This window comes from Demequina litorisediminis (assembly GCF_030161615.1).
Lineage (GTDB): Bacteria > Actinomycetota > Actinomycetes > Actinomycetales > Demequinaceae > Demequina > Demequina litorisediminis.
In genome coordinates, this window is the sequence record NZ_BSUN01000003.1 from 17,603 (window position 1) to 31,998 (window position 14,396).

Here is a 14,396-nt window from a genome sequence, read left to right on the forward strand (position 1 = left end):
GGTGCTGGAGATGTATTCAGAGCCTGCCGTTGCGTCGACGTGATGCGAGCAGCGTTCCAGCGACCGCAATCGCTCCGGCAACCGCAAGGCTGACAACCCATCCAGCCGGACCCGTCGCGGCGAGCCCGCGCTGTGTCGTGGGTTCCCGCGGCTCGTCGTCCGCGAACGGGATGAATGAAGCGAAGTCGGCATCGCCGCCACGCTCGCCGATCGTCGCCAGGACCGTGATCCCCGAGGCGTCGGTCACGAGGCATTCACTTCCGATCGGGAGCACCTGCGCAGACACTTCCTCGTCGACCGCCAAGAGGAACCGCATCGGCTTGTCCTGGTCAAAACCGGTTGCAAAGATTTCACGGCCCGCCGCCGTGCACGTCGCGGTCACGGCCTCGCGTTCCCATGCTTGCGTAACGTCACCGGTGACGGCGCGACGAATTCTGAGGTCCGCGCCCTTGACGCTCGTCACCACCGCGACCTCGGCTGCAGCCGGCTCGCTGACGACAATTGTCGACCGTGACGCGGACACCTGAGCCAGATCGTCACCGTGCACGTCTACGCCGCATGTGGAGCCCACGGGCAATCCTTCGAGGGCGGCAGTAGCGCCGTCGACGGCCGCCGTCTCCTCGAGCGTGCCGACGTCATCGCCCCACGGAGCGGTGCACTGCGCGGCCACGTCGACGGTTGTCGGCGCCCACGAGGCAAGCCGAGCGTTCCCCACAGACGTCGTGTCGAGCAGCAGGCTCTCCGGCCTCATACGTGTTCGAGATCTCGACGTCCACCACGGAGGTGTTCGAGATCTCGACGACGTCCGCCGTCGTCGCCGTGCGCGCCTGACGGTAGTCACCCGTCTGGAGCGCGCAGCTTGTGTCCACGGGAAGCCCAGACGACAGTGCGGCCGTGGCAACGCTTGGCGTCAATGTCTCGTCGAGGACCTCGCCAAACCGATCCGAACGGCAGATGACGTCGACGGGGAATGTGGAGGGCACCCACGCCGCCCCGGCCGCCGGCCCCTCCACCGCGGCGCTCAACCGCACCTTGCCAGCGTCGAAGCGTGCCGAGACATTCACTCCGGTGTCGCCACGCACCTCGAGCAGCGATGCCGGAGTGAACGTCAGCGCATCCGCACCGCTGTCAGGCTGCGAGATCTCGCAGCTCGCGCCCGTGGGAAGACCCGTCACCGCATGCGACGTCCCCGCGGCCGCGGTGAACGTCTTGACTCCCACCAGGCCCGAGTCCGTCGAGCACTTCACTGTGGTGGGGAACGTCGATGGCGCCCAGGCGGTCCGGGCGCCACTACCCAACGTGCCCTGTGTGACCCGCAAGGTGTTCTTGTTGAACGTGTAGGCCGCGGTCACGATCGAGGGTGCCTCGCGCGTGATCGTCACGGACTGAGCGTCGAGGGACACCGCGGCGGCCAAAGGTTCGGCGACTGCAGAGACTTCACACTCAGTCCCCATGGGCAGACCGCCGGCGGCCCGGCCGCAGCGCCGGATCCCACGGACACTGTGCCATCGATGAAAGTCCCGTAGTCGGGATGGGAGCAAGTGGCCTCGAGGACGAACTGCGATGGCACCCATGCCTCAGCCGCGGCGGTGCCGCGGACGGCAGCGGCGACGTCGAGAGTTCCGGCCTTGAACGTGTTCCGAACAGTCACGGATGACGTGCCGCGAACCTCAACCGATTCGCTGGGTCCGTAGGTGAGCGCATCGGCCCCGGCGTCGTCCTGGTGGACAGCGCAGCGTGCTCCCAACGGGAGCCCGGCGATCGTGAACGTCGAACCCGCCGCCTGGACGAAGTCTCGTGAGTACACCTCGCCAAGCCCATCGCGTGAACACACCACCGACGTGGTGAAGGCGTCGGGCACCCACGCCTCGCCGGCGCCGGAGCCGACGACTGCCGTCGTCACTCGCAGCGCGTTGGCCGAGTACACGGACACCAGCTCGACGGTGGCTCCGCCGGCAGTGATTGTCTGCGCGTCCACGAGCGAGATCTCGTCGGCCTGATCTGCTTGCCCCGTGACGTCACACACCGACCCCACGCGAATCCCATCGACGGCGCGCGCGCCATCGGCCGGCACCGTGAGGATCTGGTCGACCACGACCCCATCCACAGGGTGCGTGCAGACCACTTGCGCCTTGATCGAGTCAGGCACCCATGTCTCACCGGCACCCTCACCCTGAACGCTGCTTTGGACAGTCAGCGAGCCCTGCGCATACGTCAGGACCGCGACCAACTGCACCGGCGCCGAAGTGTCCAGCGAGACTGACGCCGCGGATAGATCGGTGGAGTCCTGGCCGTAATCCCCGACCGTTCCCTCACAGGAAGTCCCAGGCGGGAGCCCGGCGAATGCGTAGCCGGTCCCACCCGGAACCACCGTCACCGCCTGGTCGACGAGCACTCCGGCATCGGTGTGCCGGCACACGACGTCGACGACTACCTCAGCAGGTACACGACCCGTCGACGCCGCATTGCCATCCACGTCAACGCGGACGTCGACGCCCGCAGAATCGAAGTCCGTCACCACCGCGACCTCAGGCACAACCCCGACGATTGCCGTCGACGGCGTTACCGTCGACGTGCCTGCGATGCCCGCATCAGGCACCACGGTGCACGTGTACCCCAGGGGCAGCCCAGCCGCGATCGACCAATCTCCATCCACGGCAAGCGTCACAGGCCGCCTCACCGAGTGCGACGCATCGGGCGAGACACACATGACCTCTGTCTCAACCATGGCGGGTAGCCATGACGCACCGGCCGCGTCTCCCGTCGACGAGTGAGCGACCTCGAGGGAACCAAACGACACCGCGAACGCCGCACCGCACGAGGCAATCTCGCCGCTGCAGTTCACGACGTCGGCACCCGCAACGCGGCTTGTCACATCCTGGTCGCCCACGTAGTTCGCGCCGACGACAAGCTCGTGGCGGATCGTCGCTGACTCCCCCGCCGCCAGCGTGCCGCGCCACACGATCTGCTGTGCGCTCTCGTCATAGTCCGCGGTTCCGCGTGAAGCCGCCACCATTCCCATGGTGGCGTCGTCGAGCGCGCCCGAGACGTCGACGACAGCCGAGCGGTGCCACAGCGAATCCTTCCCGGTGTTCGTCAGAGTCGTCTCTACTGTCACCGTCTCGCCCGGCGCCGCTGACTCGACGTCGTCGACGATCCGCATCGCAGCCTCAAGGGAAGCCGTGTCATGCGAAGGCGTCACGAGGTAGTCCTCGACCTCGCCTCCCAGCACCGCGCCTGTGGGCTGAGGATCGTCAATGTCGCCCGCGAAGATCCGCAGACGTAGGTAGGTGTCTGTGGGGTCCTCCCCGCCGGCGGAGTGTAGGCGGGCAGGGTCAGCGACACCGTTCCGCTGTGGCTGATCGTCGTGGTGACGCGGTCACTGTCGTTGATGAACGATCCGCTCGAGTTGGTGTCGAACCACGCAGCCACGGTCGCGGGCTCATCGCCGCGCACCTGAACTGGGAAGTCGATCGTCAGCGGTGAACCGTCGACGGGATACTCGAGTGGAATGGTGAGGGCGTCCTCGTCCGCAGCGCCGTGGATGTCGTCGCCGTCCGCCTTGATGCCGGGAAGTGCGTCGTCGCCGTCAGCGTCGACCAGGTCACCGAGTGTGTAGTCAGCAGTGAACGACTCGGGGTCGTAGCCGGTGATCGAGTGGCGCGCACCATCGGCGGCAACGGTTGTCCCGTAGGAGTCGGGAGCATCACCGAAGTCAGTGGTGAGAGGCACGGTGCAGCGGGCGCCATCGTTCTGTGAAGACGTGGGGCCGGTGGCCACGAGCGTGGTCGCGCCAGTGATGACGTTCACCCGCCAGATCTCGCCCGTCGCGTTCTGACCGCCGTAGACGTTGCCTTCACCGTCGGCGTACATCGCGCCGTAGGTGCCGTAGGTCATGGCGAGGTTCTCGTGACGAGCCACGAGGCCCTGCTCGATGTTCGAGGGGTCGAGCGACATTGCAGTTGTCGTGCCGTCCGCCATGCGGACCAGAGCCCACACCAGGCCCGTGTAGGGCTCGTAGGCCCAATCCGAAATGTTGAAGGTGCCGGCGGGAACCGGAACGTCGTACACGTCCGCCAGGGAGTGCATGAAGGTTGGGCTCGTGCGGTCGACGTCGACGACCATCACGACGTAGGCCTCGTCCACGAGTCCCAGCATCCACAACTGTTGCGCGTCGTCGACGTCACCGATGACCCATGCGGGGCCGTCGTACTTCGAGCCGATGCCAATCGGAGTTCCGTACCTCTTGGTGACACCGTTGCTGCCCATCGACGCGATCACGGGGGACGCTTCGCGCAACGCACCCCACAGCAGCCCGTCAGCCTCGTTGTAGCCGACCGCGTTGAGGTTTGATGGCTCGTCGCTGGTCGCGACTCGTGAGGCTACTCCCGAGGCTAGGTCGAGCGCGTAAGCCTCGGTCGGGCCGTTCTGCAGAATCCAGCCCTCACCCGTGCACGCCCACGGCACCTGATCGGCTGCGCGGCTCGGGGTGGTCGCGGCCGAGGTAAGGCCTGCCGCGGTGATGACCGCGGCGAGAGCGAGCGCGGCCGCGCGATGAAGACGCGAGCGATGGCGACGGGTGATAGGTGCGGAGTGCTGCATGGTGAATCCCCCGCCTGGGACGAAAGTTTGTGAATGCTGACCCCTTGTCGACGTCACGCGACGTCGACACGGGGTGTCTTGCACCAGCGCCCGGTGGGTGAGGTGCAGCGTGGGGCAGTTACGGCGCGAGGTCGACGCGTGGCGCGCCCGGCGCCGGGGTCGGAGGGGCTACGCCCACCGACGGCTGCGCGACGGGCGCGGCGGCCTGAGCCGCCTTCCACATCGCGTCCATTTGCGGCAAGCGCCCGTCGAGCGCTCGCTCGACGCCTCTCACGGTTTCGGCGATCACGTCGCGCGGAACGCCACGTTCCACGCCCGAGCGACCGAGAACCCCAAGAGTGGAGTTGTCCCGCACGTGGCTGATGAGGCCGCGCACGACGGGAGCCTGACTTGCCGTTCGCGCAGGTCGCGGTTACCGCGATCTCTGCGAATGCCGGTCGGTATTCGACCGGGGCTAGTCGCAGTGCCTCGACGACGACGGCCTCCGCAGTGTCCGAGTGGCACGCGCGTGCCACGATGGCAACGCGCGCGGCAACGTCAGACGTTGCCAGATGCCCAAGGGTCGACAGACGTGCTGGTGTGACCTTGGGATACTCGGCAACCGCCGCATCGAACGTGCGTCGTGCGACTTCCACGCGAAATGAGGGTGCGGTGCTGTCGAGAGCGCGAGCATCCTTGGTAGTCAGCACCGCATAGCCAGGCTCGGGTGCGAGTCTCAGTTCGGCCACAGCCCCCGGCGGTCGCTGCGCACCGGTGATGAAGGCCGCCTGGGTCGCCACATCGGGCAGCCGTTCGGGACGGTATGACTCACTCGGGGCGTCCCAGGCTTGCCAGGTGTCGCCCGCATCGACATACCCGTGAAGGGACTTGCCGCCGAGAGCCGCCGCGGTCTCGCGCGCTGTCGCCGCTGCAGAGCGGCCGTACCCGACGATGACCGCGAACTGCTCTGGTGTCCTCGTGATGCGCCGAGTTGCTTTCGCGATCTCCTCGCTGGTCGCGCCGGGACGGACTAGTGTCACCCCGCGGGGCCCGTCATCGTTAGCCACGATCACGGCCATCTGTCCTTCGACGGGTCGCTGTCCAATGGCATCGGGCAACGTCGCTATGAAGGGTGCGAGGTTCAAACGGTGCTCGCTCATCGGGCTTCCACGCTGATGACGGGGGTGATGAACACCGGGTCGGGCTCTTGATCGCTCCACGCAGCGATCGACGCCGCGACCACGTTCTCGAGCATCGAATCGAGCGCGAACAACGTCTCGTCAGGCATCCGAGACCACGCTCCCCTCGTAAGCCGGGGCGGGCTCGTCGACGGAGTGCTCCACTGCGGGCGCCGCGATGGGCGCCGAGCGCGCTGCGCGAATCATCCCCTGGACGTCTCGCACGGAGCGATTAAGAAGCATCGCGATCTCGCCTGCAGACAGATGGTCGTCGCGCAGCTGCATGACGACGTCCGCGAGGCGCGTCCGCGCGGACTCCTCCGCGGCCGCCAACGCGGCCTGCGCACCTGCCAACGCTTCACGTGCGCTGATTACAGGAGCCTCGACGTCAAGTGCGGCCTCGACGGAGGCTTGGATTCGCGCGTCGCGCTCTGCGCGATCGGCGTTGAGTTTGGCCAGCCTACGTCGCACTTCTGCGCGTGCTGCTGGACCTGGCTTGGTAGAGCGAGGCATTGGTTCAACCGTTCGTCTGTGAGTCAGTTACCTCCCATTGCCCTAAGTCCTACCTCTCTCACAGGCCCGACCATACCCCTCCTTTGAGTGAGCCGTCCACACTCCCGTGGAAAACCCAGCCAAACCGCCAAAGCCGAAGGCAGAACTGAACACACCTCTTGCACCACGGTGCGGTTTTTCCACAAGTACCGGCTAGGGTGGGCGCATGATGACCGTTCACAAGCCTTTACGCGGGTGACGGCTATCGGTATCTGACTGATCAGATTTCGAGCGCAGACCAGAAGCGCGAGCGTGGGCAAGCGCTCGGCGACTACTACCTCGAGACGGGTAACCCTGCGGGCCAGTGGTGGGGTCGTGGCGCTGAGGCGCTGCGCGTCTCTGGCGCGGTGACCGAGGCGCAGATGCTCGCTTTGTTTGGCGAGGGCCGGCACCCCGACGCAGACAGGATCGAGGCGCAACTCACGGCTCAGGGGTACTCCCCTGACCAGGCGCTCGCCAGCACGCAACTGGGTCACGCCATGCCAGTGTTCAAGGCCGCGGCGGACGACTTCACGCCCTACGTTGATGCCGCGTTCACTGACTTTCACACCGCCTACGACCGTGTTCCCAGTGCCAGCGAGGCGTCCCGCCTGCGGCGTGATGCCGCGTTCGAGTACCTCCGCATCCAGCCCGAAGCGGGCGTCATCACGACTACCGACGTGAACCGCTTCCTCGCCGAGCAAGGCGGGAGCGCCAAGCAGGCAGTGTCAGGATTCGACCTGGTGTTCACACCAGTCAAGAGCGTTTCCGTGCTGTGGGGCTTGGCCGATGAGGACACGTCCAAGACGATCGCCCGCATTCACGACGAGGCCTGGCAGGCGTCCATGACTGCGATGCAGGAAGACGCTTGCGTGACCCGCACGGGCCACGGAGGTGTGCTCCAGATCGACGGCGACGGGTTCGCGACCGCCGCGTTCGACCACCACACATCACGGCACGGTGACCCAAACCTGCACACGCACGTCGTGGTCGCGAACCGGGTCCAGGACGCCCAGGGGACGTGGCGCACGCTCGACGCGCGCGCCATCTACGCTTATGGCGTCGCCGCTTCCGAGCGCTACCAGCTCGAGATGGAGTCGCGCCTGACCCGTGAACTTGGCGTGACGTTCGAGGACGTCTACACCGCACGCGGTGGCCAGGCCGTACGCGAAATCGTGGGCATCGACAAGGGTGTGCGGGAGGCGTTCTCGTCCCGCACACGCGACATTGGCGCGCATCTTGACGCGCTCGTGGCCGAGTACACGACCACTTATGGTCGGGCGCCGAGTAAGGCCACGATGCGTCGTCTTGCTCAGCAGGCGACCCTCGCGACCCGCCCGGCGAAGGAGTCTGGGGAGACTCTTGGTGAGCAGCGCGAGCAGTGGGCTGGGCGCGCACGCGAACTGTTGGGGCGTCGCTCCGCGGTGCGCAAGATGACCGCCGGCGTGGTTGCTGGGCCGCGCAAACCGGCCCCGTTCACCCTCACGGTGGACCAGGTCGACGGGCTAGCGCGCGCAGTCGTTGAGGACCTGGGGCAGAAGCGTGCGCGTTGGAACAGCGCCAACGTCACCGCGACCACTGAGCGCCTGCTGCGCGACTACCTCTCCCCCAACGCGGACCTCAAGTCCCGCATGGAGCACTTTGCCGGCGGTAGCGCGGCCGGAACGTTGGCCGACCTCGAGGACCTTGACGCCACGATTCGTGAGGTCGTGGCCGCGACCGAACATCACTCCATCGACCTGTCGATGCCGGACCTACTGAACACGCCCGACGTGTTGAGGCGGCGCGATCGCACCGTGGTCTTTGGCCCGGCCCACGCGAAGTGGCGCACAAGTGAAGCCGTCCTCGCGCGCGAGACGCGACTTCTCGAGGCCGCCGAAACTGCGTGGGGTCCCGTGTTCGATGCCGCCAACGTGGACCTGCTGTCACGGATGCGCACACGTCCCCTCGACGAAGGACAGCTCGCCGTGGCGCGACGCTTCATCGCGTCGGGCCGTCTCGTCGACGCGGCTATTGGTCCTGCCGGCGCAGGCAAGACCACCGCCATGAAGGTGTTCGCCGATGCCGTGAACATCGGCGGCGGCCGCGTCGTTGCGCTCGCCCCATCGGCCGCGGCCGCGAAGGTACTGAGCGGCGAGCCTCGAGGTGCGCGCCGAGACTGTGGCGAAGTTCGTCGACGCCTACACGCGGGGTCGCATCCCCGAGGCCCTACGGCTTGACGCATCGACAGTCGTTCTGATCGACGAGGCTGGCATGACCGACTCCGCCGACATTGACGCGGTCATCACCCACGCCCGCGAGGCGGGGGCGTCCGTGCGCCTCATCGGCGACCCCGCACAGCTCGACGCCGTGACCGGCGCGGGCTCGCTACGCCTGTTCGATCGCGCCGTAGGAGCGGTGCACATGGATCAGATCTGGCGCTTCCACTCGGCCGAGGAAGCCGACGCCACTATGTGTCTACGCTCCGGCAGCACCAGCGCTGCGGACTTCTACATCGACAACGGTCGCCTCCACACCGGTACTGTCGACTCCGTCACGGAATCGATGGTCGAAGCCTGGAAGGCTGATCTGTCACGCGGTGACACCTCCGTGATGATCGCCGCTACCCGCGACCAGGTCACCACTCTGGCCCGCGCCGCACAGGCCTGGCGCATCTCCACTGGGGCGGTCAAGATGACCACCACGAGCCTCGCAGACGGCTCTGTCGTCGGTATCGGCGACCTGGTCGTGACCCGCCGGAACGACCGCGAGAACACCTACGGTCGCGGTGACTTCGTGCGCAACGGCGACACCTGGACCGTCACCGCAGTAGACAAGACCGGTGCGCTCACGCTGTCCCGAGAGGGCACCCACGACCAGGTGCAGGTCGACGCAGAGTACGCCGCCCAGCACGTCGACCTGGGATACGCCGTCACCGTCCACGGTTCCCAGGGCCGCACCGTCGACCACGCCCACCTCCTCATCAACGACACCACAGGACGTGACCAGCCTGTACGTGGGGCTCACGCGCGGCCGCGCTGACAACCACATCTATGTCGCCAACATCGCCGCCGGTGACGCGGACGGCCACCACGCCGTCGCGCCGACCATTTCGGCCGCGTCGATCCTCAAGAACGCGATCGACAACAACACCGACCAGACCTCCGCGCACGCCACCTTGTGGGACGAGTACGCGGCAGAGAACAAGCTCGACGTGTGGCTTGAACGCCACCGCGCCGTCCGCGATCTCCACTCCCCCAGTGCGGCTGCAGGCGACGCCATCGTTCGCTCCGCGATCGGCGACGACGCCCCTGCGGTGCTAGGCGCGGAGACGTACGAGGCCGCCGTCGAGTACGCGCGCACCCGCGAACCGCGATCCGCCGAGGCAGAACTTCGCGCCCTCGCGCACGCCCACACGAGCCGCGAGGACTTCACCGAAGCGTGCCGCCAGGGCGTCGACGACGCGCGCTACGCGCCCGGCATCACCACCGGCAAGGCGGACGTCGATGCCTGGCTCGGCCGCGCGGAGAGCCGCATCCGGGACCTCATGCAAGACGCATCGGCCGCGGACTACCCGGAGGGCACCGAAGCCGCGGCCATGCGCCACGAGTGGGGTGTGCGCCCCCTCGTGGATCCCGGCGCCGAGGCGGCCGCGGAGCACGGCCGCAAGCGCGCCGTGCTCGAGGGGCTTCTCCGAGAGCGGGGCCTTGACGGTGACCGACTCGCGCAAGCGCTCGCCCGCTACGACGCGGACCCCGCCGGGGTGACCGCGGCGGCGCAGGTGCGTCCGTCGACTTCCCCTGCGCCTGCGCCGAGTCCCACGCTCCAGCGCGATTCTCCCGCGCTGTAGCGCGGGCGAAGGCGGTCTGTCAGCCGGCCGACTGCTGTGACTCGCTGGAATCGCGGTCGATCAACCTGTGGCTGCCGGACTTGGTTGCGACCCGCTCACCGGGCTTACGTCCGTGCTTGACCTTGAAGGTGCGGATCAACTCGACTACGAGTTCTTCTTCGCGTGCGCTGATGGGCTCGCCTTGGCCGTCTTCGATCCGGTCGGCGAGTTTGCTTCGCCACTGTCGCGTGGTGCTCATCTACGCACCTCCCTCCTCGTCATTGTCGGTTGCCGCTGGCTCACTGTCCACGGCACGAAGCACCGTTTCCTCCAAGAACCCGACAATCATTTCTCCGTCTTCCTCGCTACCTGAGTCAATGAGCACCCCAAGCGCTCGGATGCCTAGCAGACGATCAGCGACCGCATCAGCACGGGCCATCTCTATCGCCCACCCCGCTCGACTCCACCAGGCTTCGCGGGCGCCTGTGTCGCGGGCGACCTGCGACGCTTTGCCGGCGGCAAAGTACGCGATGACGGCGCCGACAAGTGCAAACAGTCCCGCGGCAGGCGGTCCGGTAAGGAATGGGTGCCAGAAGTCCTTCTCGGGGGTCCACGGCCCGATCAGGGCGCTGGCCCCCCAGCCGATGCTCGCACCCCCCACGCTCGCGACTAGTAGCCAACCGCGCTTGATTTCTACCGCCCAGAAGGGAGCACGAGGTGTTTCCTCTACCGAGGCGTGCTCAGATGCCCGTGACATGCCCCAACTATGGCGTACGAGGCTGCCTCAGGCGTCGTCGGGCTCGGCCAACTCGAGCACGCTCGTGGGGTCGGAGGTCATCCAGTGTGCGATCGTCTCGTCGATGGCGTGGTCGTGGTCGAGGAGTGGACTCGGGGCTGGCGTGTGAACCCCTGTCTTGCATTTCTGCATGGAGCGCATCGTGTTGATCCGCTCCATCGTCGGCCAGAGCCAGTGCAGGTGCCACGCGATCGGCGCGGTATCCGGGATTCGCATCGTGTATGCGCTGTCGTAGGCATCTTTGAGTGCGGTGAGGTGCCACAGCACGTCGGGGTGACGCCACCAGCACGGCTTGAGTGAGGTGTCGGAGTAGCGCAGGTGCGTCGCGTCAAGCCACTCCACCCACTGGACCAGGTCGCCTAGGAGCCTCTGCGCGCAGCGCGGGGGGCAACTTGTCCCAGTCCAGGCGCCGGGGCACGGGCGGGGAGTCGCTTTCGACCGGTGCGCTCTCGGCGGCCAGGTTGTCCGCGATCGCCATTAGTTCATCGTCCATGCCTGCACCTTGCTTTCGAAGTCCTCTTGGGAGCGACGAATCTCTTTGGCGTCGGGCCGCTCCCAGAAGGGTTGTGTGGTGATGAGGGCCGGTGGCTGGTTGAGGTAGAACAGCAGCGCCTTGCCGGTGGGCAGTTCGCGGATTTGGTCTACGCGGAGGTTGTCTTCCCACTCGGTGCTGAATGACCGTGATCCGCGATACGTGCCTCCGGTGGAAGACGTGGTGCGTACGACCTGGCGCTTGCCGGCAAGGTCCGAGAGTTGCTTGAGAAGGTCGCTCTCCTTCACTCCTCCGAGCAGCACGACGGCGGCGGCACCGTTGAACATGGTGCGCGCGCCGCTGGCACCCCAGCGCGCCTCGAGCCTGTGCGAAGGACTGGGTGATCGTCCACACGATCATGCCGCGGCCTCCCGAGTCCGTCATGAGGGCAGGCAGCGAAGGAATCGGGGCGATGTTGGGAGCCTCGTCGAGCACGAGCGTCACCGGTGTCTCGAAGCGGCCCGTGGTGCTCTGCTGCGACCGAATCCGCGCGTGACGCTCGATCGTGGCCACGAGCGCTGTCGTCAGCGGCGCAGCAGACCCCTCCCCCATGGTCGACATGAGGTAGAGGGTGTCCGATGAGTCAAGGAACGCGTCGACGTCGAACATGCGCGGCGAGGGAAGAACGGCCTCAACCGTCTTTCCAGTCCTCAGCGCCGACAACGCGTTCCCCAGCGTCATCTGGACCGACTGAATCGTGGGACCTGCCTGCCCGCGCGTGTAAGTCTCGAGTTCGCTTGCCCAACCGGGCGCTGCATCGTGGTGCGACTCGAGAATGCTGTACGGGTCTCGCATGCGGGTGTCGTGCGCCCACGCCACGACGTCCGCGATCGTTCGTCCGTCGAGCGCGGCCGCGTGGAGGTAGGCCCCGAGAACGGCAGAGGCGGCTTGCTCGAAGAACGCGGCGTTCGTGGCACCCTCGCCCATCGGTGCGGCCTTGACCATGGCGCGTGCCCGCTCGTCGGCCTCGTTGGGGTCTTGGCAGCCTGCGACGATGTCCCATGAAGCCGGTGTGGGCCATCCCGACATGCCCTCGGGGTCGAAGACGTGTACCGAGCCCTTGTGTGATCGCGACAGGTGGGTGAGGCGCAGGACCTCGGCCTTGGTTGAAGTGGTCACCACGGCACCGGGGGCGTCGATGACGGCGCCGATGACTCGTGTGGTGGTCTTGCCGGAGCGGGGCGGGGCAATCATGAGGCCCGCGTCCTCGCTGCGAATCGAGACCGGCTTGTTGCCCTCGAAGCCGATGACCTGCCGGTGAGTGTCGTTCGGGGACGTCGCCTTGGTCACCTTGCGTGCCGACGCGAGGCCCTTGTGTGTCGTGGCGCGCCGTGAGTGCATGCCTAGCGCCACGGTGACAGCGGCGCCCGCTGCCCAGATGCCGGCGGCGATCGCCCACCCCCAAGCGCCGGGCCACTGAATCGTGCCGTCGACGAGCGCGTCCACCGCATCTAGCGGATGGCCGGGCACGTCCTGGTCGATGCTGGCGGCCGCGGTGCCCCAGTGGAGTCCTGCGTAGAGGCCGGTGCCGCATGTGAGTGCGACGCCGCCGAGTGTGAGCAGAGAGGCGAATTGGGGGTCGAGGGGGCGTCGGTCGCTCATGCGGGTTCCTTGATCCAGGCGGCGTTGGTGTCATACACGGCGAGCCTCGTCGACGGTGAGGTCGACGTGGACGGGGATGCCCGGACGTCCCTGGACCTTGATGAGAAACTGTCCGACGCCGGGTGGGGTTGTGTTGGCGCCGGCTTGGTTCCAGGCGGGCGGGGCACCCCACGAGGTGAGGGTGTCGGCCTCGGCGGCCGACAAGGACATGATCGAGCGCAGGAGCGGGATCTCTGACTGTGGGAGACCTGCACAGGCGACGAGCCCGGCGCGCTCCACAAAGCCACGGGCCTTGGCCCGATCCTCGGAGTTGGGAAGCGCCTCGAGGTCGTTCATTGTGTGGGTAATCATTGCCAGGCCCACGCCGATGGTGCGGTTCAGGCGTGTCAGCGCGTCGACGCGGTCGACCATGCCGGAACTGGCCCGCAGAGCACGCCACATCTCGTCCATCACCACGAAGTAGTGGCGACGTTGTCCGATGCCGGCATCAGCGAGTGCGCCTGCTACCGCGACTGACGCGAATGCGGTCGACCAGCACGCCATCAGCGCTGCTGCTGACAGTTCACGATCCGATTCGTCGATGCCAGAGATGTCGAATGCCACCGGCCGGTCGAGATGCATGGGTTCGTCGGTCGGGTGGGCGAACATCTCGCCCAGGCGGCCCTTGCCTGTCAGTGCGATCAAGGACGCTTCGAGGTGTTCGGTGATCGTCTGGTACCGGGCAGTATCGCCGCGATCGAGGGCGACCGCTCGCACTGACTCTGGCGCCGAACGGATCACGGCGAGGACGTCGGCGAGCACGGGGACGTCGGGGTTATGAGCGTCGATGAAGCGCAGCGCTTGGTCAAGGATCGTTTCTTCACGATCCGTGATGGGCGCATGGCGCACCAGTTCAATGAGCGCGGACACCATCGTGAGGCGACGTCCGTGGGACTCCGCCTCAAGTTCTTGCGCTGCCTTGGTGTGGCCGGCGTCGCGCAGTTGCTTCGCGGCCTCGCGCGCCTCGCCTGGGTCCATGACGTTCAGGTGGCCGCGTCCGCGGCCGAGACGGATCACTTGGCCGCCAAGGGCGCGGACGACGTTCACATAGTCGGGCTTCAAGTCGCCGGCGACGATGGGGTTCACCCCGTAGCCTGCGAGACCGGTCACCATGCGCTTGACGAGGCTGGACTTGCCGCGGCCGGGCAGACCCATCACGAAGATGGAGGGGTTCGAGATGAGGCGAGCGCGGTTGAACCACGACACCGGGTCACAGCACACCGTGGCGCCGGTGCCGAGGTGACGTCCGATGGGCACTCCCACCATCGGGGCGCCGGCACCCACGACGAACGGCCATAGGCCGCACACCTGTACTGATGTGCCGCGCCA

At 67.0% G+C, this 14,396-nt stretch carries 15 protein-coding genes and 1 pseudogene; 4 read left to right on the forward strand and 12 right to left on the reverse strand.

Annotation, left to right across the window (positions count from 1 at the left end; genetic code table 11):
* Positions 1-16: 16 nt before the first annotated feature.
* The 7 genes from QQK48_RS18200 to QQK48_RS18230 are packed head-to-tail and all read right to left on the reverse strand — an operon-like array spanning position 17 to position 6,230.
* Positions 17-670 (reverse strand): DUF5979 domain-containing protein, encoded by a 654-nt coding sequence (locus QQK48_RS18200; protein WP_284329580.1) that lies wholly within the window; start codon positions 668-670, stop codon positions 17-19.
* On the reverse strand, positions 636-1,382 hold the full coding sequence (locus QQK48_RS18205) for a DUF5979 domain-containing protein (RefSeq protein WP_284329581.1): 747 nt from the start codon (positions 1,380-1,382) through the stop codon (positions 636-638). The genes QQK48_RS18200 and QQK48_RS18205 overlap by 35 nt, the downstream gene beginning before the upstream one ends.
* On the reverse strand, positions 1,379-3,202 hold the full coding sequence (locus tag QQK48_RS18210) for a DUF5979 domain-containing protein (RefSeq protein WP_284329582.1): 1,824 nt from the start codon (positions 3,200-3,202) through the stop codon (positions 1,379-1,381). The genes QQK48_RS18205 and QQK48_RS18210 overlap by 4 nt, the downstream gene beginning before the upstream one ends.
* Complete coding sequence (locus tag QQK48_RS18215; RefSeq protein WP_284329491.1) at positions 3,199-4,602, reverse strand: DUF6923 family protein; 1,404 nt, start codon at positions 4,600-4,602, stop codon at positions 3,199-3,201. Before QQK48_RS18215 ends, QQK48_RS18210 begins: the two co-directional genes overlap by 4 nt.
* A 53-nt stretch (positions 4,603-4,655) precedes the next feature.
* Entirely contained in the window at positions 4,656-5,699 is a 1,044-nt protein-coding gene (locus QQK48_RS18220) for a hypothetical protein (protein WP_284329583.1), read from the reverse strand.
* A gap of 38 nt (positions 5,700-5,737) precedes the next feature.
* On the reverse strand, positions 5,738-5,869 hold the full coding sequence (locus tag QQK48_RS18225) for a hypothetical protein (RefSeq protein ID WP_284329489.1): 132 nt from the start codon (positions 5,867-5,869) through the stop codon (positions 5,738-5,740).
* Complete coding sequence (locus QQK48_RS18230; protein WP_284329488.1) at positions 5,862-6,230, reverse strand: hypothetical protein; 369 nt, start codon at positions 6,228-6,230, stop codon at positions 5,862-5,864. The genes QQK48_RS18225 and QQK48_RS18230 overlap by 8 nt, the downstream gene beginning before the upstream one ends.
* A 281-nt stretch (positions 6,231-6,511) precedes the next feature.
* Here QQK48_RS18230 and mobF point away from each other — a divergent pair.
* From mobF to QQK48_RS18250, 4 genes and pseudogenes are all read left to right on the forward strand, one after another.
* Positions 6,512-7,684 (forward strand): annotated as a pseudogene (gene mobF, locus QQK48_RS18235) (MobF family relaxase); the annotation flags it as partial.
* Positions 7,685-8,221: 537 nt separating this feature from the next.
* Positions 8,222-8,509: an AAA family ATPase gene (locus QQK48_RS18240; RefSeq protein ID WP_284329606.1), complete on the forward strand. Its 288-nt coding sequence runs from the start codon at positions 8,222-8,224 to the stop codon at positions 8,507-8,509.
* A complete protein-coding gene (locus QQK48_RS18245) occupies positions 8,451-9,311 on the forward strand; it encodes an AAA family ATPase (RefSeq protein ID WP_284329584.1) in 861 nt (286 codons plus the stop codon). Before QQK48_RS18240 ends, QQK48_RS18245 begins: the two co-directional genes overlap by 59 nt.
* Complete coding sequence (locus tag QQK48_RS18250; protein ID WP_284329585.1) at positions 9,271-10,119, forward strand: hypothetical protein; 849 nt, start codon at positions 9,271-9,273, stop codon at positions 10,117-10,119. The genes QQK48_RS18245 and QQK48_RS18250 overlap by 41 nt, the downstream gene beginning before the upstream one ends.
* 19 nt (positions 10,120-10,138) lie before the next feature.
* Here QQK48_RS18250 and QQK48_RS18255 read toward each other — a convergent pair whose 3' ends face one another.
* From QQK48_RS18255 to QQK48_RS18275, 5 genes are all read right to left on the reverse strand, one after another.
* Positions 10,139-10,357, reverse strand: a complete 219-nt coding sequence (locus tag QQK48_RS18255; RefSeq protein WP_284329586.1) for a hypothetical protein — start codon at positions 10,355-10,357, stop codon at positions 10,139-10,141.
* Entirely contained in the window at positions 10,358-10,759 is a 402-nt protein-coding gene (locus QQK48_RS18260; protein WP_284329587.1) for a hypothetical protein, read from the reverse strand.
* A gap of 123 nt (positions 10,760-10,882) precedes the next feature.
* Positions 10,883-11,236, reverse strand: a complete 354-nt coding sequence (locus QQK48_RS18265; RefSeq protein WP_284329534.1) for a DUF4913 domain-containing protein — start codon at positions 11,234-11,236, stop codon at positions 10,883-10,885.
* Positions 11,223-13,028 carry a type IV secretory system conjugative DNA transfer family protein gene (locus tag QQK48_RS18270; protein WP_284329588.1) on the reverse strand — a complete coding sequence of 602 codons (1,806 nt, stop codon included), beginning with the start codon at positions 13,026-13,028 and terminating at the stop codon, positions 11,223-11,225. Before QQK48_RS18270 ends, QQK48_RS18265 begins: the two co-directional genes overlap by 14 nt.
* A 30-nt stretch (positions 13,029-13,058) precedes the next feature.
* Positions 13,059-14,375: a P-loop NTPase family protein gene (locus tag QQK48_RS18275; RefSeq protein ID WP_284329589.1), complete on the reverse strand. Its 1,317-nt coding sequence runs from the start codon at positions 14,373-14,375 to the stop codon at positions 13,059-13,061.
* Between the last annotated feature and the right edge of the window lie 21 nt (positions 14,376-14,396).